The organism is Flagellimonas sp. 2504JD4-2 (genome assembly GCF_053642935.1).
In genome coordinates this window covers 115,046-136,570 of record NZ_JBSIOV010000003.1, presented here as the reverse complement: position 1 = coordinate 136,570, position 21,525 = coordinate 115,046, and the positions used below count along the sequence as shown (strand labels likewise).

The window sequence follows — 21,525 nt, the reverse complement described above, 5'->3', positions numbered from 1 at the left end:
CGAGGGAGGTTATGCCGGCAAAACGAACATTGACCCCTTTACCGTAAAAAAAGAAATGACCCTTTCTTTGGGAATAGATCCAAATATTACGGTCAGTCGAAAACAACAACGAAATTTTAAAAGCAAATCCTTTACCGGAAGCAATCGCATTTTGGACAGAACCTATAACCTGGAGATCAAAAACAACAAAACTTTACCCATTGATTTAAAACTAATGGACAGGGTGCCTATTTCCCAAAACCGTGAAATCAAAGTTGATGATATTGATCCACAGAATGCGGAATACGACAAGAAAACCGGTTTGTTGACTTGGAACATACAATTGTCCAGTAAAGAGGACAAAAAGGAAAGTTTCTCTTTTCAGGTGAAGTACCCCAGAGGAAAATATATTTCGATGTAAAACTTCAATAAGTATCCCCAAAAAGATAAAACATAGGTCATTTTGGGGTATACTTTGTTAAAATACAGTGATTAACTAAACTTTACCATTTTCTAAACCCTTGAAAATCAGGATCGGCACTGAATTTGTGGCATTTTTCTTTAAGGAACCTACTCAATTTCTTTGAGCTTTTATCCATGGTTTGACTTTCCAAATATTTTTTGGAAACCTATGGTCATACATATCCATGGCGTGTCTTTTGCCTTTGGCTCCTATTGCTAACAAAAATCAAAAATTGAAAATGAAAAAGTTAATTTTACCCTTACTCCTATCACTCTCTGTAGTGGTATTCGCCCAACAGGGCAACAACGACATTTTATTCACCAAATCAGGTGACATCATTCAAGGAAAGGTGGTGAAGGTTACCAAATCCACCATCAGTTTCAGTTATCCCGGAGAAACGCTGGTCAACGAATTGGATGCAAGCAATCTCCAAAAAATTGTGTTCTCCAGCGGAAGGACCCAAAGTTTTGGTGGAGCGGCCACTTCGGATGTAACTGTTGCACCTCCCCTACCATCGACCTCAACTACTGAGGAAAATGTGACAACGATACCCAAAGAGGAAATTTATCTCGGCCCTAATTTCGAAGAGAATAGATTAGCCGTTATCCCTTTGAGCTTCTTTAAAAATGGTACTTATGATAAAGATTTATCTGGTCAGATGACAAAGTTTGCCACAGATTATCTCGCCAGACAGAATCAATCCCTTCCCATTAATGTGCAGGATATGTCCGCAACCATAAAGGCATTGGTCGACGCAGGGATTAGGTTTTCACAACTTTCAGATACTCCTGTGAACAGGTTGCAGAATGTGCTTAGAGCGGAATATGTGGTGCTCATGGAGGTCAATGAAAAAAGTGTCGCGAAAGAGTCCAAAAAATCAGGCTTCTTTGAAGAGGCACAAATTACAGAAGTGGAATCTGGTCTTCGCTACGACATTGAATTAGTATTGTATGGTGGATTGGCCGATGAAAAATACTCCACGAAGTTCTCGGATGAACGAACGTTTTCATCTTCTGTTGCCAATAGCAACCCAGAGGTTTGGAAAACAGCGGTGCAATACGTATTGAACCAGGTTTTAACTTCAGGTAACCTATAAAACCTTTAAAGACGGTAGGCATCGAATAGGTTTACCGTCTTTGTTTTTTTGTACTATTTGAGATTGTTCAGAATAAAATCCAAGGTCTGATTGGTGTTCAATTTTTGGTTGAACGACAGTCCCTTGTGTGTTATTGGTTGCGCTAGGCCCAAAGTTTTCAAGTATCTGATGGTTTCTTCATCTTCCAAAGCCACTTTACCAGACAACAAAATATCAAGGCTCTCTTCGCGCTGGTACCGCTTGTAAATCTTGCGTAATCCGCTTAAGTATAAACGATCCTTTGTAAAACCACCGCCACGATGGGCTCGAAGTGTTATGCCAAATGCCTCATGCTTGTTCAATTTGTATTGACCGTGAATCAAATCAAAAGTATCGGCAAATGAATATCCTTTGATCAAACTGTCCGCTGCCAAGACACGATAGGCAAGTTCTTTTAAGCGTTTTAAAGTCAACGCGCCTCCCATGTACTCACTAAATACGGCCAAACCTTCTTGGGTTTCCACATTCTTTGGCAAACCATTTGAAAATATCTTTAGGGGCTGTAGCAAACCATTATAGGTAGTGACCAAATGCACGCCAATCTCGTGATTGGCCAGGGTCAGGAGTTGATTTTTGCTAAACTTGACATTCTTTTTGATCAACAATGCCTGTTCACTGTTGCTGACCATGGCCTCTGCAGCCATATTTTTCGAAAACCGAACATTTAAGGGGAAGTCATATCGTTTGGAAAAATCCTCAAAATAATCACAGGCTTCTTCGGGCGAAAATACTTTCTCCATATCTGAAGAAGCTGGCTCGTCGGCAAAATGAAGAATGAATCGCGCATTTTGCACATCCCTTTCCGTTGGGGTTCCATAAACCCGCAAGGAGTTAAAATAAAATTTCTTTCCCTTACCAATGGTCTCTATACATTGGATCATGTTGGAATAGTGATAAATCACCTCTTGATATAATCGCCGAATTTGATCGTCTGCAATTCGCTCCAACCGCTGGGAAAAGAACAAGCGATGTAACTTATAGGGGTCGAATTTGAGCTTTGGGTATTTAAATTCAGGTTCGACGGAGAATTTGGAGGCAAAAAACCGTTGCTTTTCCTTTTCAATATTCAAAGGATTTACATAACCCAACAATTCTATTCGTCGTACCAAACGATCAAGATTGGCGTCAATCTCGAACAGATGCCCATACTCTTTTTCCAGCCCTTGTATTTCCTTTGCGCTTATCATGCTTTCGCTCGTTCAAATTCATCCACCATTTTGGGAATCAAAACCTTTAGTTGGTCTTCAACGGATTGAACCACTTCAGGAAATATGATCCCCGTCAATTCGTCGCAGTATATTTTGGAAATCTCTGTCGCCAAAACCAAGGTATTCTTAAAATTCTTGGTAATATATTTTAAGAAATGACCATTCCCTTGAAAAGTATCGTTGATTCTTGAAGTTGTTGCTATACCATGCGGCAATCTAATACTTTCCAACATCGCTCTCCAACTTTCAACCAAAACTCCGAACCTTGCATTGTCGATATTTGAGGTTCCCAGATTCCAAACGGGTACTTCCCTATCCCATCGCTTCCAATTGTAACTGTGCATATCAAAAACAATCACGTTTTGAAATTTCGATTCCAACTTTGCTATCAAGGTTTGAACAACCCTATAGAAATTTTCGTGTTTGTTTAGGCTATGCTGTTTTTCTTTTTCCGGTAAAGCTTTTTCCCAAAGTTGCTTGCCCCATGCGGTATCAAAGATGGCGGTTTCCGGAGGTCGATTCAAATCGTATTCAAATCTGCTATCACATCCGGCTATCACTATCGGAAAACTTTGCACAATTTGTTTGGTGCAAGGATCTTCTTCATACCATCTTTCGTACTCGGTGTGAATGCAATTGTCCCAAAGGGATTTTCTAAACTGATGCCCATCGTGTACCGCTCCGCACACGTAAGGAACGTAAGCTTCAATCTTCAAGGTAAAGGAATAATCTTCAGAAACAGCTTCAAAACAGGTTTCCTCTTCGATCAATCCGATAATATCATCAATGCTACATCTACGCATTTTCAACTTCACTTCGCAATCTGGATCTTCTATCAAAAGCCTGCAACTTATCCACCACTTTACTCTCAATAAAATCGATAACCTTGCATTGGGCCTTTGTCTTGTATACTTTGTTGATATAGGTGATGCCTCCTGGTGACATTACATTGACTTCCACCAATTTTCCACCAATGACATCAATCCCTACAAAGTAGAGTCCATCCTTGACCAGTTTTGGGCCAATTTGCTTGCACAGGGCCTTTTCTTGTTTTGTCAATGAATGCTTCGCTACAGAGCCCCCAGCCGACACGTTGGAACGATGGTCATCGGATCCCGGAATTCTCCGCATAGCCCCAATCGGTTCACCATTCAACAACAGGATTCGCACATCTCCTTGATCCGCACCTTCAATATATTCCTGGAGGATTACATAGTTCGAGGAACCATCGGCATTGGTTACGTAAAAATCCAGCAGGGATTTTATATTGGACATGGCAGATTTTTCTATAAGAATCACTCCTGAACCTCCAAAACCATTTAGTGGTTTCAAAATCATCTTGTCGGCGGAAGATTCTTTGATCTGCTGAACCAGGTATCTTTTGTTTTTTGAAACATGGGTCACGGGGATAATATTGCTATGACTATCCCCAAAAGCTGCCGTATATAATTTGTTGTTTGCTTCCCGTAGTCCCTGTAAGGAATTCACAATAAATACATCGTCTTTAACGGAATCCAAAAAATTGAGCATTATTGGATCCAAGGGTGGGTTTGCACGCATAAAAATGACATCAAACCCGGCTAGAGGGAGCATTTCTTCCCGTAAGGAGGCCTGCTTATAGAAAGTCTTCAGACTGCTGGAAACTTTCTCCATGCGATTGATCACCGTGCAGAAAGCACTGGTCACACTGTTTCGAATTGTCAGGTTTGCCGGTGTGCACAGAGCTACCCCGTGGTTTCGCTTAACACATTCATGAATCAATGCGAGACTTGTATCGTTTTCTGGTTGGATTTCCTCCCAAGGGTACATTAAAAAGCAAATGTTCATAGCGTATACTTTTTTGGTTGCTTATCTAACTTCATCCAAATGGTCGTCCCATTCCTTGACATTGGGTTTCCCTAGCTTACCTACGGATTTTGCCACAATCATGGAAACTGTTGCATCGCCAGTTACATTGACAACTGTTCTGCACATATCCAAAGGTCTGTCCACCGCAAAAATCAAGGCCAAACCAATGGCCAATTTATCTGCTGGAAAACCAATGGCCTCCAACACAATGACGAGCATAACCATTCCTGCACCTGGTACAGCGGCAGATCCAATGGAAGCCAATAGAGCCGTCAACACAATGGTCAACTGATCTCCAAAAGAGAGATCAAATCCCAATGCTTGGGCAATAAACACGGCTGCCACTCCTTGATAGAGACTGGTTCCATCCATATTGATGGTCGCCCCCACGGGCAATACAAAACTCGACACCTCTTTATCCACTCCGATATGCTCTTCGACTCTTTCCATGGTAACAGGAAGCGTGGCCGCACTGGAACTGGTAGAAAAGGCAAGTAACTGCGCCGGACTGATTTCCTTCAAAAACCAAAATGGGTTCTTTTTGGTAAAGGTCGAAACCACAATAGTGTAAAAAACTACCATCAATAAAAGTCCTCCGACTACAACTCCGGTATATTTTAGCAGCGCTACCAACAAATCAGGGTCACTTGATGAAACCACAACACTTGCCAACAGTGCAAAGACCGCATAGGGTGCGGAAAGCATAATCAAATCGACCATTTTGAGCACTACATCATTTAAGGAATCGAAGAAATCCTTTAGCGGTTTGGCCCTTTTCTCCCCGATGAGCAACATAGAGATACCTAAGAAGATTGTAAAAAATATCACCTGTAGCATCAAGCCATTGTCACTCATTGCTGCCAAAGCATTGTCGGGTACCATATCGACCAAAAATTGAAGCGGTCCACTCTCCTTTTGGTTCATGGCTTCGTCCATTTTGGAGGTTACTCCTTCGGAAGATGCGTAGGTTTCGGTCATTTTGGCCACGGTTTCCTCTGAAATCCCATCACCGGGCTTCAAAATATTCACCAAAACCAACCCTATGGTAATCGCAACCACTGTGGTCAGAATATAAATCCCAATGGTTCTGACACCTATGTTCCGAAATTTGGAAATGTCTTTTAAGTCAGATATCCCTTTTACCAATGAGGCTATGATCAAGGGGATTGCAATAAGTTTAAGAAGTTTTACGAAGATGGTTCCCAGTGGTTGGATCCAGTCGGAGACAAAATCTTTTCCCCAATCAATTTGAATCATTACAAATCCAAACACTATTCCCAACAGCATCCCGATTAGGATCTGCCAGTGCAGTTCGAGTTTACGCATACGATGTTTTTAGGAAAGTAAGATACTATTTTGATCGGAAAAACCCTTATCCGCCCGTTAGATTTTATTGGTACGCGCCAAAAGGGTGTAATCAGCCAATACAAGTGCGGCCATTGCCTCTACAATAGGTACCGCTCTGGGAACAACACATGGGTCGTGCCTTCCTTTACCTTGGGTAGTTACCTTTTCCCCTTCCTTATTGATGGTTTCATAGGCCTGCAGCACTGTCGCCACAGGTTTAAAGGCGATGTTGAAATAAATATCCATTCCGTTGCTGATACCTCCCTGAACGCCTCCGCTTCGATTCGTGCTTGTGGTACCATCGCTGTTATAGGAATCGTTGTGCTCGCTACCTTTCATTTTGACGCCTTCAAAGCCGCTGCCATATTCGAAGCCCTTTACGGCATTGATAGACAACATGGCCTTGCCCAATTCAGCATGTAATTTGTCAAAAACAGGCTCTCCAAGACCGATGGGTACATTTTGAATCACACAAGTGATCACCCCGCCAATGGTGTCTCCCTCTTTTTTGATGGATTTGATATAGGCTTCCATTCTTTCAGCTGTATCCGTATCCGGACAGCGTACCGGGTTGGATTCAATTTTGGAAAAATCAAGCTCTTGATATTCCTTTTCCAGTTTCAAATCCCCCACTTGGGAAACAAATGCATTGATTTTTACATCTCCAAGAAATTGCTTTGCAATGGCTCCGGCCACTACCCTACTTGCCGTTTCCCGGGCAGAACTTCTACCGCCCCCACGGTAATCCCTAAAACCATACTTTTTATCATAGACGTAGTCCGCATGGGAAGGTCTGTACGAATCTTTGATATGGGAATAGTCCTTGGACTTCTGATTTGTATTGTGAATGGCGAACCCGATTGGGGTTCCCGTGGTCTTACCTTCAAAAATGCCCGAATAAAATTCAACAGTATCCGGTTCTTTTCGTTGGGTGACAATAGCGGATTGGCCAGGTTTCCTACGATTTAAATCCAATTGGATTTTTTCCATGTCCAATTCCAGCCCCGCTGGACATCCATCAATAACGCCGCCCAGAGCTTTGCCATGTGATTCCCCAAAAGATGTAAGCTTAAAAAGTTGTCCAAAAGTATTTCCGGCCATTCAATACGTATTCTGTAGACTTCAAAGGTAGATGTTAAATATGGTTTTCAAAAACAACCTTGCCATTTAATGTTAATGTAACATAAAATGATCTGTGATGATGATTTTTTAACCGTAAGCTTAGGAATTGATGATTTGAATTTGATTTTCAGTTTATTCCTACGCACTTATTTTGCAGTCAAACCCAACGTATTGAAAAAAAGGAAGATAGAATTGGCGGTAATTTCGGATGTCCATCTAGGAACGTACGGTTGCCATGCCGACGAACTCATCGCCTATCTCAATAGCATACAGCCCAAAAAGCTGATTCTTAACGGTGATATCATTGATATCTGGCAGTTTAGCAAACGGTACTTTCCATCATCCCATTTAAAGGTTCTCAAGAAAATCATCGGAATGGCTTCGAAAGGTACTGAAGTTTTCTATATCACTGGTAATCACGATGAAATGCTTCGTAAGTTTAGTGATACTTCAATGGGAAATTTTAAGATAGTTGATAAGTTGGTTCTCAATCTGGATGGTAAAAAAGCATGGATTTTCCATGGGGATGTGTTCGATGTTTCCATTCAAAATGCCAAGTGGTTGGCCAAACTGGGCAGTTATGGCTATGACCTCCTTATCTTAATAAACAGTTTCGTCAATTGGTGTTTGGCCAAAATGGGAAGGGAACGTTACTCACTTTCCAAACGCATCAAAAATGGTGTGAAAAGCGCGGTCAAGTACATCAACAATTTTGAAAAGACGGCCGGTGACCTTGCTATTGAAAATGGCTACGACTATGTGATTTGCGGTCATATACATCAACCTAAAAAGGAGCGCTACGAAAATAAAAATGGAAGTTGTACCTATTTAAATTCAGGCGATTGGGTCGAAAATCTTACCGCACTGGAGTATTCCTTTAAGCGTTGGAAAATCTATCATTACAACCATGATAGATTGTCTCCCTTCTTTGTTGATGAGGATTTAAAGGAAATGGACATGAACGAACTCATCGCTTCCATTACCGATGTAGACCTTGAACCGGAGACCGAAGAAATCATCGAAGAACACACCAAACTACTCGATGTCGAAGAATCCAATGCCAAGAACAAACTTGAGTTGGAAACCGAAGAACTAATAGACGAACAAGATTTAGACAACCAAGGCCCTGCGCAAAATTGACACAGGATGCTGCGCATCCCTATCAGTACCATCCTTAATTTGATGTCGACAGCTTGTACCGTTAGCGGAAATGATGGTTTTTTCTGAACTCTTCCTTACTGACGGGAACAATTTCAACTCCCCTACTTGCATACTTGTCTGGTAATGTTCTTTCTCATAACCAAAAGACCCCGCCATTCCACAACAACCTGAAGGAATAATGGAAACCTTGTAGTTCTTGGGTAAATTCAAGATGTCGAAAGTCACTTTCTGGTTTGACAATGCCTTTTGGTGGCAATGATTATGAATCTTGACTTGCTGCTCATCTTCAGTAAAACTTTCCGAAGTGATATGCCCTTTTTCTATTTCCGAAGCCAAAAATTCTTCGATTAAAAATGAGCTTGAAGCCAATTGCTCAGCTTTTTCTTTATCGTTGGAAAGGCGTTTGTATTCATCCCGAAAAGAAAGTACTGCAGAAGGTTCAAGCCCCACTATCGGAATATTTTGCTTCAAGATCCCCTCAAGTTTTGAAATGTTCGAAGCGGCTAACTTTTGCGCCTGTTTTAAAAAGCCTTTGGAGAGATAGGTCCGCCCGCTTTCAGCATAGAACAGCTGCACATCATACCCAAGTTTACAAAGTAAGACTATGGCATCTTGGCCAACCTCAATATCCAAATACTGGGTAAATTCATCAATATATAAAACAACCTTTTTGGACAAATCAGATGATGTTGCCTGAAACTTTTTTAGGTATTTTCCAAAATCAAAATTATGGACCTCGGGTAGACTTCGTTCTTGTGCCACACCCGAAGCTGATTTAAGCCAACCACCAAGAACCTTGGATTTATAGACCGCGTTGGTCAACCCGGAAACTTTACTGCCCAACTTGTTCAATCTTGTGTTATGGGCAAACAACTTACTTCTTAAAGGGTATCCGTTTGATTCTTGATATTGATACAAAAACTCAGCTTTTAGCGTAGCGACATCCACATTACTGGGACATTCGCTTGCGCAGGCCTTGCAGCTCAAACAAAGGTCAAACACCTCTTTCAGTTCTTTTTGGTCAAATCGATTGGGTTTTTCTGAATTGGTCAAAAACTCACGTAGAGCATTGGCCCTACCCCGGGTTGTATCCCTTTCATTTTTGGTAGCGTGATAACTGGGACACATCCCTCCGGACATGTTGTGGCTTTTTCTACAATCGCCACTTCCATTACATTTTTCGGCTGCCTTTAGGATTCCTTCACTATCCGAAAAATCCATCAAGGTCTTTACCTCAGGCTCATTTCTGTCAATTTCATACCGTAGGGACTCATCCATAGGAAATGCATCCACGATCTTCCCTGGGTTAAAAATATTTTTGGGGTCAAAAATGGCTTTTACCCGTTTGAGCAATTTGTAATTGGCATCACCAATCATTAAAGGGATAAATTCCGCCCTTACAATACCATCGCCATGTTCGCCACTAAAACTACCCTTGTATTTCTTGGTCAGCTTGGCCACATCGGTAGTGATGGCACGGAACAACACCACATCATCGGACTTTTTCAAGTTTAAGATAGGTCTTAGATGCAATTCCCCAGCTCCTGCGTGGGCGTAGTAGACCGCATCTTGTCCATACCCTTTCATGATTTCGGAAAATTCCATGATAAAATCTTTCAAGTCTTCCAAAGCCACCGCGGTGTCCTCGATGCAAGCAACAGCTTTTCTGTCCCCTACCATATTCCCCAAAAGACCCAAACCAGCTTTTCGCAGTTCGATGGCCTTGTTGATATCGTCGCCCTTCAAAACGGGATTTGCATAGCTCAAACCGGATGCTTTTATGGTTTCGAGCAGTTCGTTCAACTGTTTGTCCAAATCCTCTTCCGTGTGTGCCTTCACTTCCAACATCAAAATCCCGGCAGGGTCGCCATCCACAAAAAAGCGATTGGCCAATTGTGCTCGATTATTCTTTGTGCAGTCCAAAATCACCTTGTCCATCATCTCGCAGGTATGCAAATTATGCTGCATCACCGGAGCGACATCGCTCAAACAATCCTCGAGGGTCATGTAATGTGTGGCGACCATTGCAGATAATGGCGGGGGAAGGTCATCCAATTGCAAGGTGACCTCCGTGGTAAATGCCAATGTACCTTCGCTTCCAGAAAGGAGTTTGCTGAGGTTGAAATCGACAGCTGTTGTACCGAAAATGGAATTCTTCAAAAGTTCATCAACTGCATAACCCGTATTTCTTCTGTGGATGCTAGCCTTTGGAAATTCTGCATTGATGTTTTCCACTATCTCCTGATTGGAAAGCTCTTTTTCCAAATCGGCATAGATTTTTCCTTCGAGCGAAGTTTCACTCTTTTTTGAGGAAAAGGTATCCTCCTTTACATCTCCAAAATGGGCTTCACTACCGTCCGAAAGAATGCAGTTCATCGAAACCACTTTATCCCGGGTCACCCCGTATTGAATCGAGGTGGTTCCGGAAGAATTGTTTCCCACCATTCCGCCGATCATACATCTATTGGAAGTTGAGGTATTCGGTCCAAAGAAAAGACCATATGGTTTTAAATATTGGTTGAGCTCATCCCGGACAACTCCTGGTTGAATCTTGATTTGCTTCTTCTTTTCATCCAACTCCAAAATCTGCGTAAAATGCCTTGAGACATCCACCACAATACCGTCACCAACGCATTGTCCAGCCAACGAAGTTCCTGCAGTCCTGGGAATCAACCCAATGCTATTTTCATTCGCAAAGGCCACCAAAACCTTAATGTCCTGAGGGTTTTTCGGATACGCAACCGCAGTTGGGATTTTCCGATATACGGATGCATCAGTGGCGTAAAGTGCCTTACTTAAATCGTCCGTCAATAATTCGCCATGTAGTTCTTCTGAGAGCTTTTTTAAAAGAGATTTATCCACAATGGAACAATTTTTGGTCGTCAAAATAGTTTATTGTCAAGAAGCTTTGCAAAGCTATCTTTAATTTTTAACTAAACGAGAGACTTATGAAGATTACCACATTATTTACTGGTGTTTTTTTGTTCACAACAATTGCAATGAGTGCACAGGATATTTCCGAGCATGCATTGGGACTTCGATTGGGTGATAGTGACGGCTTCGGAGCCGAAATTTCGTATCAAAAATCCATTGGACGCTATAATCGAGCTGAATTTAACCTAGGATGGCGCGACAGTCGTGATTTTGACGCATTTAAATTGGCCGGTGTCTATCAATGGGTTCACCAACTGGATGGAAACTTTAATTGGTACTATGGAGTCGGTGGCGGATTGGGAAGTGTAGATTTTGAACCTATCCCTAGCGGTGCCGATAACGATGGCCTTTTTGTTTTTGCAGCAGGTGACATCGGGGTGGAATATAATTTTGATATTCCCTTGCTACTATCCCTTGATTTTAGACCAGAAATAGGGTTATTGGGCTATGACGGATTCGATAATGGCTTTGATTTTGATATTGCCTTGGGTATCCGATACCAGTTCTAAATGACCTTTACAAATACAGGCCCTTTGCTTTCCCAAAAAGTTAAGGGCTTTTTTATACCATATGGAATGAATACCTTAGCGCTTCTAAAACGCAAAAAATGAAAAAGATTTTTGGATTTGTATTTGCTCTGATATTGTTGGCCTCATGCGGTTCGGGTTCAGATGGCTATACATTGAATGGTACTATTGCTGGAGAATTGGCGGATGGCACGCAAGTTTTTCTTAAGACGACCGATTCGCTAAACCAGTTGGTTGAATTGGATACCACTACGGTTACCAATGGCAGTTTTAGTTTTACTGGCACGCAAGTGGAGCCAAAGCTTCATTATCTTTTTATGGGAGCAAACCCTGGAAATATTCCTTTTGTCCTTGAAAATGGGGACATAGATATCAAGTTTCAAAAAGATAGTCTCAGATATGCCAAAGTAAAGGGCACCGTTCAAAATGACATCTTTATGGATTTTCAAGCTGAAACGCGAAAATTGCAGGAACGGTTCAATTCCATGAGAAATGACATGAGTGCAGCTTCACAACAACGGGACACAGCTACTGTAACCGCGTTGCGGGAAGAATTCATTGAGCTTCAAGAAGAATTCAAAAACTACCAAATCAGTTTTCCAAAGGAAAATCCGAATGCCTTGATTTCCGTACACATCTTGGGCAACCTTATGGCTCAGAAAGCCCTATCTGAAGATGAGGTAAAGGAAATTTTTGATGCCTTTACACCGGAGATCAAAGAAACAGAGCCGGGCAAACGTCTTCAAGAACAATTGGAGAAGCTTAAAACCACCCAAATAGGTGGTGTGGCCCCTGAGTTTTCGGCCCCAACCCCTGACGGTTCTCCTTTAGCCCTGAGTGAGGTAAAAGGAAAGGTGACCTTGATTGATTTCTGGGCAGCATGGTGCAGACCATGCCGTATGGAGAACCCAAATATTGTTTCGGTATATAACAAGTATCACGACAAGGGACTTAATATTATAGGAGTTTCTCTTGATGCAAGGGCCGAAGATTGGAAGAAAGCCATAGAGGCCGATGGTTTGGAATGGAACCATATTTCAAACCTAAAGCGGTTTCAAGACCCGATTGCACAGCTATATAATATAAATGCAATTCCAGCAGCATTCCTTTTGGATGAAAATGGAGTCATCGTTGCCAAGGATCTTAGAGGTCCGGATTTGGAAGCAAAAGTGGCCGAGCTGTTGAATTAAGGTTAAAGATAGAGGCCGTCCAAAAAAATGAAAGCGTCATTCTGAATTTATTTCAGAATCTCAACAATTTGAAAACCAATGCTCATGGGAAACTGAAACAAGTTCAGTTTGACGCAAACTATACTTTTAGAAGTTTTTCACATCATCATATTTTACCCATCTTTTCGAGGGCAAAAAGAATGATGATAGGAATCGCCAACAATACCACAATCCAAGTATCGGTCGCAAAAAGTTCAGGTTTAAACAGCAAGGTTGTGGCATAGCCTCCTATTGCTCCACCAAAATGGGCGGAATGTCCAATATTTCCCAGTCTACTTTTCATTCCGTAAATAGAATAGAGCAAATACGCTATTCCCAACACATAGGCAGGCAACGGTATCGGAATGAACATGATGCCCAACTGCATTCCTGGGTTTAACAAAATTGCCGCATACAGAATCCCAGTCACAGCTCCACTAGCGCCAACTGCGCTATAATAAGGTTCGTTTTTATGAAAGAAAAGTGCCAATAGACTTCCTCCCAAAAGACTTATGAAATAAATAATTACAAATTTGGAAGCGCTAAAACCATTGATCACCACATTGGCAAAAAAATAAAGGGTGAACATATTGAAGAACAAATGCGAAATATCAACATGCAAAAAGCCAGATGTAATGGTTCTTTCTTGCTGACCCGCCTTTATTCCGCCAATACTGAACTTATACCGTTCAAAAAAAGTAGTGTCGCTAAAGCCTCGTAATGAGACCAGTATGTTTGCAGCAATAATGGCAATCGTCGCAACATGCAAATTGTACATAAGCCTTAAAATTTGGGTCTAAATATAGCTATATTTGCCCACAAGAATTACGTATGCAGTTGGCTGTTTTTTTACTTGCTTATCCCCTGCTCTGGTTAATTTCCAGACTTCCCTTCAGACTTCTTTACTTCATTTCGGATGGTGTATATGTTTTACTGTACCATATTATTGGATACCGTAAAAAGACGGTTGGGTACAACTTGAAATTGGTGTTTCCAGAGAAATCAGATGAGGAAAGATTGGCCATAGAAAAGAAATTTTATCGCCACATGTGCGATATGTTCCTCGAAATGATAAAGACCATGGGGATTTCCAATAAGGAGCTCCAAAAACGTTTCGTTTTCGAAAATTTGGATGTTTTGCACCAATTGGAAAAAAAGAACAAGAGCGTAATGCTCATGTTTCCCCATTATGCCAGTTGGGAATGGGTCATCGCATTGGACAAACATATCGAATCCAAGGGTTATGCCATCTATCAAAAAATTGGAAACAAGTATTTTGATAAGTTGGTCAGGGATATACGACAAAAGTTTGGCACCACCTTGATTACCACCAAGGACACCAAGGATATTGTGGCTACAAACCGAAAAGAAGGCATTTTAAGTATGTACGGTATATTGAGCGATCAATCCCCGATGCCAAAAAAGGCACATTTATGGACCCCTTTTATGGGAATCACCGTTCCAGCGCATACCGGAGCTGAAATGTTATGTAATAAATTGGATTTGCCCGCAGTGTATCTTAAGGTTGAAAAGAAGGGTAGAGGTTCTTATTCGGGATCCTTTCAATTGATAGCTGAAAACCCATCAGAACTTGAGGAGTTTGAGCTTACCAAGGCTTTTCTGAAGAACGTGGAGAAAGCGATCAAGGAAACTCCTGAGTTTTATTTTTGGACACACAAAAGATGGAAACACAAGGACAAGGTGCCTAAAGCGTTTCAAAAATCTTAAGCATACATGTCTTTTAAATCCAGATTTAAAAAAAGATACATTCTACTAACTGTTGTATTTGGATATCTACTATTTGCCAATTCTTGTATGACCATGCGAACATCGAGTCGTGCTACGTCCGAATTCTTCCAGCAACATGAACTTGATTATGTTGAGGAAAATCTAAGTATCCAGGATAGGGACCTGCATTACATCCAGACAGGGAGATCGGATGCCCCAACTTTGGTTTTTATACATGGGTCCCCTGGTAGTTGGGATGCATACAAGGCATATTTGGCCGACTCGGTATTTTTGGAGAAATTCAGAATTATTGCGCCTGACAGGCCGGGTTTTGGAAAAAGCGGTTTTAGAAAAAGTATGGCGCTCAAACCCCAGGCATTAATACTCAATGAGTTTTTAAAACAAGTAGATAACGGAAAACCCTATTCGTTGATCGGACACTCCTATGGCGGGCCACTCATAGTGCAAATGGCTTTGGAGCAACCCGATTTATATGAAAATCTTGTCATACTTGCAGGTGCATTGGATCCCGATGCTGAAAAACCTGAGAAATGGCGAAAACCGTTGACTTGGATTCCATTGAAATATTTGGTTCCCGGAGCCTTGAAACCTTCCAATGATGAACTTTGGATGTTGAAACAAGATTTGAAAGACTTAAAACCACAACTGCACGAGCTAAAACAACGCACTCTGATTATCCATGGTGAAGAAGATAATTTGGTTCCCTATCAAAATGTTCCATTTATGGAAACCCAATTTTCAAGCGTTGACAGTTTGCACATAATCCCCATTGAAAAAGAGAACCATTTTATTGTGTGGAACCAAGAAAAATTGGTCAAGGAATCCATATTGAACTGGGTCGAAACAGAATAGGCCTTTTCAAGGGATTGCAACGCGCTCCCTGTAAGTAATCGTTTCAGTTAAACGACCAAGGCTTAAAAAATTGATATGAGCAAGTTTCTATTCCCGCTTTTAGCCTTTCTGACAATAATATTTACTTCAACAGCCCAAGAATTCAATATCATTCCTTTCCATTCTGATTTGAGCACCTTACAAGATGGATGGTACAAATTTGAATTGGAAGGCACTTATTTTGATGTGGAATTTGCTTCCGGAACATTGAAAAAAGGAAATATAAAATGGGCGGATGGCGCAATGTACTCAGGAAATCTATCCGGGGTGTCCTTTTCCGGGAAAGGAACCTACACTTGGCCAAATGGAAGCCGATATGAAGGCGCATTCAAAAATCATAAACGTCATGGTAAAGGTTCATTTATCGATGTTGATGGAACCAAATGGGGCGGTAAATGGGCAGCCAACCAAAAAAATGGTAAGGGAACCGTTTTTGATGCAAATGGAAACGAGGTACAAAAAGGCGTCTGGGAATCCAATGAATTGGTCAAGGAATCTGTGCTTAAATAACTTCCTTTCCCTAAATGGATTACTAATAAGTCCTGCCTTGTTGTTCGTCTAAATTTTGTTATTTCTTAGATATTTTTCCATATCATTCAGTTATGGAAATTTTATCAATCTTATTTGAAGAGTTAATTGGGTTTCTCGGAATTTCCCAAGCTTTGGAGATTCTAAAGAGCGGGGATTATTCAGCTTTCAAGACCTATGAAGGGGTAGCCTCGTTGATTTACCCGATCATTCCGCTTTTGTTGCTTTTGGAATTCGTTGCAGGACTTATCTATAAGAAGCCTCAGATAAAGGTCTATAAGGTCAATTTCCTAATCTACATTTTCAATCGGTTTGTTGGGCGATTTATTGCCATTGCCATGGTTGCATTCTGCATTGGTTTTTTTCAGCCGTATGCGCTCTTAGAAACAAGTCCGACCTGGTATTGGTTTATTTATGCCTACATAATTTGGGAGCTTGCCCATTTCGTGTATCATTATCTAGGTCATAAAGTCCGGATTTTTTGGTGTCTGCATTCAACGCACCATGCCCCAGAGGATATGAACCTTTCCGTAACCCATGCGCACTTCTTTTTGGAAGCTCCATATGCCGATGCGATCAGAACCACGATTTGTATTCTATTGGGTGTTCCACCAGAGGTTTTGTTTGCGGTAATGTTCATTGATGGTACCTACGGTGCTTTTATTCACGTGGGCGAGAATTTGATCAAAGATGCCCGTTTTGGTTTTTTGAACAAGATTATGTTGACCCCTTCGCATCATAGGGTACATCATGCACGCAATCCGTTGTATATGGATACCAATTTTTGCAACCTACTCAATATTTGGGACAGGGTGTTTGGAACTTACCAAGAGGAACAGAAAAGCGTTAAAATAGAATATGGAATAACCCGGAAAATGGATTCGGGAAATTTTATTGATGTCTATTTCGGGGAGATCTTTGCACTTGCGAAGGATGTTGCAAGAGCCCCGGGATTACTGAACAAACTGCGCTATTTGGTAATGCCACCTGGATGGAGTCATACTGGGGAACATAAGACTGCAAAATTGGTCAGAACCGAATATCTTCAAAACAACCCTTCAGCCTAAATTTATACTAAAGTTTGCTTTGTCACAGTTTTGTTTTATAACTTGAATCAAATTCAAAAACCAAAAAATGAAACAGTTGACAATCCTTTTATTCCTTTTCTGCGTTACCATTTCTTTTGGTCAGAAAAAGAATGTCGTTTCCGATGAAATCATCGAAGCCATTAAAAATGATGTCTGGATTCCTTTTATGGAGTCCTATGATGAACTAGATCCCAATAAATTAAAATCGGTTCACTCTCAAGAAATTGTTCGAATTACCATTGATCAGAATGTGATCAGGTCTGGCGAGAGTTATCTGGAGCACTTTGCCAATTTTTTGGTCAACTCAAAAAAACAGGGAAACAAAGTTGCAATTTCATTCGCCATTTTATCAACGGCTGTGGATGAAAGTGAGGAATTGGCCTATCAAACTGGGTATTATCGCTTTAGTTCCCAAGGAAAAAACGATGAAGAAATGGTCGTAAGGGGTTATGGTTACTTTAATGTAGGCTTAAAGGAAGAAGAAGGTGTATGGAAGATATGGATCGATTCAGATCAAAAATCGGATATATCCGATTCTGATTTCAGCAAATCCAAAACACTTTACGAATTGGGTGGACCGTCCTAATCCAACCCTGCCACATCCTTTATCTCACCTATAATCCGGTCAGCTAACCCATCCGCTTCGCTCTGGGATTGGGCTTCTGTATATATTCGGATAATGGGCTCGGTATTGGATTTACGTAAATGGACCCAGTTCTCTGGAAAATCAATCTTCACCCCATCCACAGTGGACACCTGCTCATTTTTATATTTTTGGTGCATAGCATCCAAGAGCGCATCCACATCCAATTCTGGAGTAAGCTGGATTTTCTTCTTGCTCATAAAGTAACTCGGATAACTGGCCCTTAATTCAGCTACAGTACCTCCTTTTTCGGACATCAACATTAAAAATAATGCAGTTCCGACCAAAGCATCGCGCCCATAATGACTTTCTGGATAGATGATTCCACCATTACCTTCACCGCCTATAATGGCATTGTTTGCCTTCATTTTGTTTACAACATTCACTTCCCCTACCGCTGCAGCTTCATAAGTGCCGCCATGCTTTTCGGTAACGTCTCTAAGAGCTCTTGTAGAAGATAAATTGGACACGGTATTTCCTTTAGTTTTACTAAGCACGTAATCTGCACAGGCTACCAAAGTATATTCTTCACCGAACATTTCACCATCGTTACTAATAAAGGCCAAGCGGTCTACATCGGGGTCGACCACAATTCCGAAATCGGCCTTTTCCTTGACCACTAGTTGGCAAATATCAGTGAGATGCTCCTTTAACGGTTCTGGATTATGCGGAAAGTGTCCCGTGGGATCGCAGTATAGCTCAACCACTTCCACCCCAAGTGCTTTCAACAACTTTGGAATGGCAATACCACCTGTTGAGTTAACGCCGTCAACGACAACCTTATATCCGCCTTTTTGAATCACTTCCTTATCTACCAAAGGAAGTTTTAAGACCTCCTCTATATGTACATCTATATAGGAATCGTTCTTAACGATAGTTCCTAAATCATCAACTTCCGCAAATTCAAAATCTTCCTTCTCTGCCAATTCTAAAATGATCGCTCCTTGTTTTGCATCCAAAAACTCTCCCCTTTCGTTGAGCAATTTCAGCGCATTCCACTGTTTTGGATTATGGCTGGCCGTTAAAATGATTCCTCCATCGGCCTTTTCTAACGGCACAGCTATTTCGACGGTGGGTGTTGTGGAAAGTCCCAAGTCAATCACATCAATTCCCAGTCCAACCAAGGTTGACACCACGAGGTTCTGAATCATCTCACCCGATAGGCGGGCATCGCGACCAATGACAACATTCAGTTTATCCTTTCCTGAATAATCTTTTAACCACGTTCCATAAGCAGCTGCGAACTTCACAGCATCTATCGGGGTAAGATTATCGTTTGTGGCTCCACCAATGGTACCACGAATTCCAGAAATTGATTTGATTAATGTCATAGTTGTTGAAAAGTTTTTGCAAATATAACCGCCTGTCCCCTATCTCATGTTTCGAATTTGTAAATTTCACAAAGAAAACAAAATTGTATCGGTGAACTTTCTGGCCCATATTTACTTATCCTTTGATAACCAAGAAATTACATTGGGCAATTTCTTTGCTGACCACATCCGGGGAAACAAGTTCAAGCACTTTCCAGAAAAAATCCAAAAAGGAATTTTGTTGCATCGGGAAATCGACACCTTTACAGATTCGCATCCTATTGCAAAGCAAAGCAGTAAACGTTTGCATAAAAACTACAGTCACTACAGCAGGGTAATTGTGGACATCTTTTACGACCACTTTTTAGCGAAAAATTGGTCTATCTATTCTCCTGTTCCACTTAAAAAATACGTTGAAAACTTCTATGATCTATTGGAAGACAATTACGATATTCTCCCTTTAGGAACCCAACGTATGATGCCCTATATGATTGCCGACAACTGGCTCTATAACTATTCTAATCTCGCTGGAATTTCGAGGGTTCTTAATGGAATGAACCGCAGGACCAAGAATAAATCGAAAATGAATTTCGCCATTGTGGACCTTGAACAACATTATGCTGCATTCGAAAATGAGTTCACAAATTTTTTTGAAGAATTGATTACCTTTTCCCGTCAAAAACTAAAAGTTTTATGCGAAGACTGATATTTCTCCTTCCCCTAATCCTATTTCTACATTGTAAAAAACAGCCTGCAGCACCAACCGGTCTTGTAACCGAAAATGCGATGGTAGTCAGCGCTCGTGAGGAGGCCTCCAAAATAGGGTCCGAGATTATGGAAAAAGGTGGAAATGCCTTTGATGCCATGGTCGGCACCGAATTGGCCCTTGCCATCGCCTACCCATTTGCCGGCAACCTCGGAGGTGGCGGTTTTATCGTATACCGAAAAAGTGATGGTGATGTTGGTGGGTTGGACTATAGGGAAAAGGCGCCCTTGTCCGCCCATAAGGATATGTATCTCGATTCATTGGACAATGTTATTCCAGACATGAGCACCATAGGCGCAACCGCTGTTGGGGTTCCTGGTACGGTCGCTGGTGTGATGGAAGTTCATGAAAAGTTTGGTACGCTTCCCCTTGCCGACATTCTGAATCCGGTTATTGCACTGGCCAGAAAAGGAGTGATCGTAACAAAAAAGCAAGCAAAAAGGTTAGAAAATTATAGAGAGCGCATCATTACAGTCAATGGGGATAGTACCAAGTTTGCAACCACTTTCAAGGCAGGGGACACCATAAAATATCCGCAACTCGCCCAAACGCTTGAAAAGGTATCGCAACACGGCCGAGACGGTTTTTATAAGGGTGAGGTGGCTCAAAAATTGGCAGCTTTCATTCAAGAAAAAGGTGGTTTTGTGACCGAAGAGGATTTGGAAAAATATGAAGCCAAATGGAGACAGCCGGTGATTTTTAAGTACAAGGACTTGCGTATCATCTCCATGAGTCCGCCAAGTAGCGGAGGCGTAACCATCAATCAAATTTTTAAGATGATAGAGCCCTATAAAATCTCGAAATATGGGCACAACTCTGCCAAATCTATTCAATTGTTCACCGAAGCCGCGCGACGTGCCTACGCAGATCGTAATTATTTTCTTGGTGACCCAGACTTTGTTGACATTCCGTTGGATGTACTGTTAAGCAATTCCTATTTGACCAAAAGAATGGAAAACTTCTCATTCAAAAAACCAACACCATCTTCTGAGGTGTCCCACGGCAATGTCGAGATTATCGAAAGCAACGAAACTACCCACTACTCCATTGTGGATACGCAAGGGAATGCTATTTCTGCCACAACGACCTTAAACGGAGGTTACGGTTCTAAATTATATTGTGAAGAGTTAGGGTTTTTCCTGAACAACGAAATGGATGACTTCAGTTCCAAACCCGGAGTGCCCAATATGTTTGGACTTATCGGGGCCGAAGCCAACAGTATTGCACCTGAGAAGCGGATGCTGAGCAGTATGACACCCACTATTGTTGAAAAAGATGGCAAACTTTACATGGTGGTCGGCACCCCTGGAGGCTCAACAATTATCACGGCAGTGGCCCAGACTATTTTAAATGTGTATGAATTTAATCTAAGTATGCAGGACGCAGTCAATGCGCCCAGATTCCATCATCAATGGCTTCCCGATTTAATTTCCTTTGAAGAAAACAGTTTTTCAAGCGAAATAAAATCCGAATTGGAAGCTATCGGTTATGAGATACACGAGGGTAGAAATCCAATCATTGGTAAGGTTGATGCTATCCGTGTGCTTCCTGACGGAAAATTGGAAGGCGGAGCTGATAGACGCGGAGATGATGCTGCAGTAGGATTTTAACTAGGAAT

The 21,525-nt window shown here is 41.5% G+C and carries 20 protein-coding genes; 12 read left to right on the top strand and 8 right to left on the bottom strand.

Annotated features, from left to right (window positions below; all coding sequences use genetic code 11):
- The first annotated feature begins 55 nt into the window (after positions 1-55).
- The gene (locus tag ACULLH_RS11785; protein WP_454088945.1) at positions 56-400 is read left to right on the top strand and encodes a DUF4139 domain-containing protein; all 345 of its coding nucleotides are present in this window, start codon (positions 56-58) and stop codon (positions 398-400) included.
- Between the two features lie 280 nt (positions 401-680).
- The gene (locus ACULLH_RS11780; RefSeq protein ID WP_454088944.1) at positions 681-1,538 is read left to right on the top strand and encodes a hypothetical protein; all 858 of its coding nucleotides are present in this window, start codon (positions 681-683) and stop codon (positions 1,536-1,538) included.
- A gap of 53 nt (positions 1,539-1,591) precedes the next feature.
- On the opposite strand, the gene ACULLH_RS11775 is transcribed toward ACULLH_RS11780, so the two are convergent.
- The 5 genes from ACULLH_RS11775 to aroC are packed head-to-tail and all read right to left on the bottom strand — an operon-like array spanning position 1,592 to position 7,081.
- A complete protein-coding gene (locus ACULLH_RS11775; protein ID WP_454088943.1) occupies positions 1,592-2,764 on the bottom strand; it encodes a flavohemoglobin expression-modulating QEGLA motif protein in 1,173 nt (390 codons plus the stop codon).
- The gene (locus ACULLH_RS11770; RefSeq protein WP_454088942.1) at positions 2,761-3,588 is read right to left on the bottom strand and encodes an N-formylglutamate amidohydrolase; all 828 of its coding nucleotides are present in this window, start codon (positions 3,586-3,588) and stop codon (positions 2,761-2,763) included. The genes ACULLH_RS11775 and ACULLH_RS11770 overlap by 4 nt, the downstream gene beginning before the upstream one ends.
- Complete coding sequence (gene gshB, locus ACULLH_RS11765) at positions 3,581-4,612, bottom strand: glutathione synthase (RefSeq protein WP_454088941.1); 1,032 nt, start codon at positions 4,610-4,612, stop codon at positions 3,581-3,583. The genes ACULLH_RS11770 and gshB overlap by 8 nt, the downstream gene beginning before the upstream one ends.
- 21 nt (positions 4,613-4,633) lie before the next feature.
- Positions 4,634-5,959, bottom strand: coding sequence for a dicarboxylate/amino acid:cation symporter (locus tag ACULLH_RS11760; RefSeq protein ID WP_454088940.1), 1,326 nt, complete (start codon positions 5,957-5,959; stop codon positions 4,634-4,636).
- A gap of 57 nt (positions 5,960-6,016) precedes the next feature.
- On the bottom strand, positions 6,017-7,081 hold the full coding sequence (gene aroC, locus ACULLH_RS11755; protein ID WP_454088939.1) for a chorismate synthase: 1,065 nt from the start codon (positions 7,079-7,081) through the stop codon (positions 6,017-6,019).
- Positions 7,082-7,273: 192 nt separating this feature from the next.
- Between aroC and ACULLH_RS11750 the strand changes: the two genes are divergently transcribed.
- Positions 7,274-8,242, top strand: a complete 969-nt coding sequence (locus ACULLH_RS11750) for a UDP-2,3-diacylglucosamine diphosphatase (protein WP_454088938.1) — start codon at positions 7,274-7,276, stop codon at positions 8,240-8,242.
- On the opposite strand, the gene ACULLH_RS11745 is transcribed toward ACULLH_RS11750, so the two are convergent.
- Positions 8,213-11,125: an FAD-binding and (Fe-S)-binding domain-containing protein gene (locus ACULLH_RS11745; RefSeq protein WP_454088937.1), complete on the bottom strand. Its 2,913-nt coding sequence runs from the start codon at positions 11,123-11,125 to the stop codon at positions 8,213-8,215. The two genes, ACULLH_RS11750 and ACULLH_RS11745, sit on opposite strands and share 30 nt — an antisense overlap.
- An 86-nt stretch (positions 11,126-11,211) precedes the next feature.
- Between ACULLH_RS11745 and ACULLH_RS11740 the strand changes: the two genes are divergently transcribed.
- Both ACULLH_RS11740 and ACULLH_RS11735 read left to right on the top strand, forming a co-directional pair.
- The gene (locus ACULLH_RS11740; RefSeq protein WP_454088936.1) at positions 11,212-11,706 is read left to right on the top strand and encodes a hypothetical protein; all 495 of its coding nucleotides are present in this window, start codon (positions 11,212-11,214) and stop codon (positions 11,704-11,706) included.
- Positions 11,707-11,804: 98 nt separating this feature from the next.
- Complete coding sequence (locus tag ACULLH_RS11735) at positions 11,805-12,914, top strand: DUF4369 domain-containing protein (RefSeq protein ID WP_454088935.1); 1,110 nt, start codon at positions 11,805-11,807, stop codon at positions 12,912-12,914.
- Between the two features lie 145 nt (positions 12,915-13,059).
- Here the strand turns inward: ACULLH_RS11735 and ACULLH_RS11730 are convergent, their stop codons facing one another.
- The gene (locus ACULLH_RS11730; protein ID WP_454088934.1) at positions 13,060-13,710 is read right to left on the bottom strand and encodes a rhomboid family intramembrane serine protease; all 651 of its coding nucleotides are present in this window, start codon (positions 13,708-13,710) and stop codon (positions 13,060-13,062) included.
- A 53-nt stretch (positions 13,711-13,763) separates the two neighbouring features.
- Between ACULLH_RS11730 and ACULLH_RS11725 the strand changes: the two genes are divergently transcribed.
- From ACULLH_RS11725 to ACULLH_RS11705, 5 genes are all read left to right on the top strand, one after another.
- Complete coding sequence (locus tag ACULLH_RS11725; protein ID WP_454088933.1) at positions 13,764-14,660, top strand: lysophospholipid acyltransferase family protein; 897 nt, start codon at positions 13,764-13,766, stop codon at positions 14,658-14,660.
- Positions 14,661-14,753: 93 nt separating this feature from the next.
- Positions 14,754-15,533 (top strand): alpha/beta fold hydrolase, encoded by a 780-nt coding sequence (locus ACULLH_RS11720; RefSeq protein ID WP_454088932.1) that lies wholly within the window; start codon positions 14,754-14,756, stop codon positions 15,531-15,533.
- A gap of 75 nt (positions 15,534-15,608) precedes the next feature.
- Positions 15,609-16,082 carry a hypothetical protein gene (locus tag ACULLH_RS11715; protein WP_454088931.1) on the top strand — a complete coding sequence of 158 codons (474 nt, stop codon included), beginning with the start codon at positions 15,609-15,611 and terminating at the stop codon, positions 16,080-16,082.
- 92 nt (positions 16,083-16,174) lie between these two features.
- Positions 16,175-17,167: a sterol desaturase family protein gene (locus ACULLH_RS11710; RefSeq protein WP_454088930.1), complete on the top strand. Its 993-nt coding sequence runs from the start codon at positions 16,175-16,177 to the stop codon at positions 17,165-17,167.
- A gap of 67 nt (positions 17,168-17,234) precedes the next feature.
- Entirely contained in the window at positions 17,235-17,774 is a 540-nt protein-coding gene (locus tag ACULLH_RS11705; RefSeq protein WP_454088929.1) for a hypothetical protein, read from the top strand.
- Here the strand turns inward: ACULLH_RS11705 and glmM are convergent.
- On the bottom strand, positions 17,771-19,162 hold the full coding sequence (glmM, locus tag ACULLH_RS11700; protein ID WP_454088928.1) for a phosphoglucosamine mutase: 1,392 nt from the start codon (positions 19,160-19,162) through the stop codon (positions 17,771-17,773). The two genes, ACULLH_RS11705 and glmM, sit on opposite strands and share 4 nt — an antisense overlap.
- Positions 19,163-19,253: 91 nt before the next feature.
- On the opposite strand from glmM, the gene ACULLH_RS11695 reads away from it, so the two are divergent.
- Both ACULLH_RS11695 and ggt read left to right on the top strand, forming a co-directional pair.
- Entirely contained in the window at positions 19,254-19,847 is a 594-nt protein-coding gene (locus tag ACULLH_RS11695) for an acyl carrier protein phosphodiesterase (protein WP_454088927.1), read from the top strand.
- Positions 19,835-21,517: a gamma-glutamyltransferase gene (gene ggt, locus ACULLH_RS11690; RefSeq protein ID WP_454088926.1), complete on the top strand. Its 1,683-nt coding sequence runs from the start codon at positions 19,835-19,837 to the stop codon at positions 21,515-21,517. The genes ACULLH_RS11695 and ggt overlap by 13 nt, the downstream gene beginning before the upstream one ends.
- Positions 21,518-21,525: the final 8 nt, after the last annotated feature.

What these genes read in the sequence shown, in the direction of transcription:
- ACULLH_RS11775 (WP_454088943.1), bottom strand. Translation starts at nt 2,764, where the DNA reads ATGATAAGCGCAAAGGAAATACAAGGGCTGGAAAAAGAGTATGGGCAT.
- ACULLH_RS11735 (WP_454088935.1), top strand. Translation starts at nt 11,805, where the DNA reads ATGAAAAAGATTTTTGGATTTGTATTTGCTCTGATATTGTTGGCCTCA.
- ACULLH_RS11710 (WP_454088930.1), top strand. Translation starts at nt 16,175, where the DNA reads ATGGAAATTTTATCAATCTTATTTGAAGAGTTAATTGGGTTTCTCGGA.
- ACULLH_RS11785 (WP_454088945.1), top strand. Translation starts at nt 56, where the DNA reads ATGACCCTTTCTTTGGGAATAGATCCAAATATTACGGTCAGTCGAAAA.
- ACULLH_RS11740 (WP_454088936.1), top strand. Translation starts at nt 11,212, where the DNA reads ATGAAGATTACCACATTATTTACTGGTGTTTTTTTGTTCACAACAATT.
- ACULLH_RS11720 (WP_454088932.1), top strand. Translation starts at nt 14,754, where the DNA reads ATGCGAACATCGAGTCGTGCTACGTCCGAATTCTTCCAGCAACATGAA.
- ACULLH_RS11770 (WP_454088942.1), bottom strand. Translation starts at nt 3,588, where the DNA reads ATGCGTAGATGTAGCATTGATGATATTATCGGATTGATCGAAGAGGAA.
- ggt (WP_454088926.1), top strand. Translation starts at nt 19,835, where the DNA reads ATGCGAAGACTGATATTTCTCCTTCCCCTAATCCTATTTCTACATTGT.
- aroC (WP_454088939.1), bottom strand. Translation starts at nt 7,081, where the DNA reads ATGGCCGGAAATACTTTTGGACAACTTTTTAAGCTTACATCTTTTGGG.
- ACULLH_RS11730 (WP_454088934.1), bottom strand. Translation starts at nt 13,710, where the DNA reads ATGTACAATTTGCATGTTGCGACGATTGCCATTATTGCTGCAAACATA.
- ACULLH_RS11725 (WP_454088933.1), top strand. Translation starts at nt 13,764, where the DNA reads ATGCAGTTGGCTGTTTTTTTACTTGCTTATCCCCTGCTCTGGTTAATT.
- ACULLH_RS11760 (WP_454088940.1), bottom strand. Translation starts at nt 5,959, where the DNA reads ATGCGTAAACTCGAACTGCACTGGCAGATCCTAATCGGGATGCTGTTG.
- ACULLH_RS11780 (WP_454088944.1), top strand. Translation starts at nt 681, where the DNA reads ATGAAAAAGTTAATTTTACCCTTACTCCTATCACTCTCTGTAGTGGTA.
- glmM (WP_454088928.1), bottom strand. Translation starts at nt 19,162, where the DNA reads ATGACATTAATCAAATCAATTTCTGGAATTCGTGGTACCATTGGTGGA.
- gshB (WP_454088941.1), bottom strand. Translation starts at nt 4,612, where the DNA reads ATGAACATTTGCTTTTTAATGTACCCTTGGGAGGAAATCCAACCAGAA.
- ACULLH_RS11705 (WP_454088929.1), top strand. Translation starts at nt 17,235, where the DNA reads ATGAAACAGTTGACAATCCTTTTATTCCTTTTCTGCGTTACCATTTCT.
- ACULLH_RS11715 (WP_454088931.1), top strand. Translation starts at nt 15,609, where the DNA reads ATGAGCAAGTTTCTATTCCCGCTTTTAGCCTTTCTGACAATAATATTT.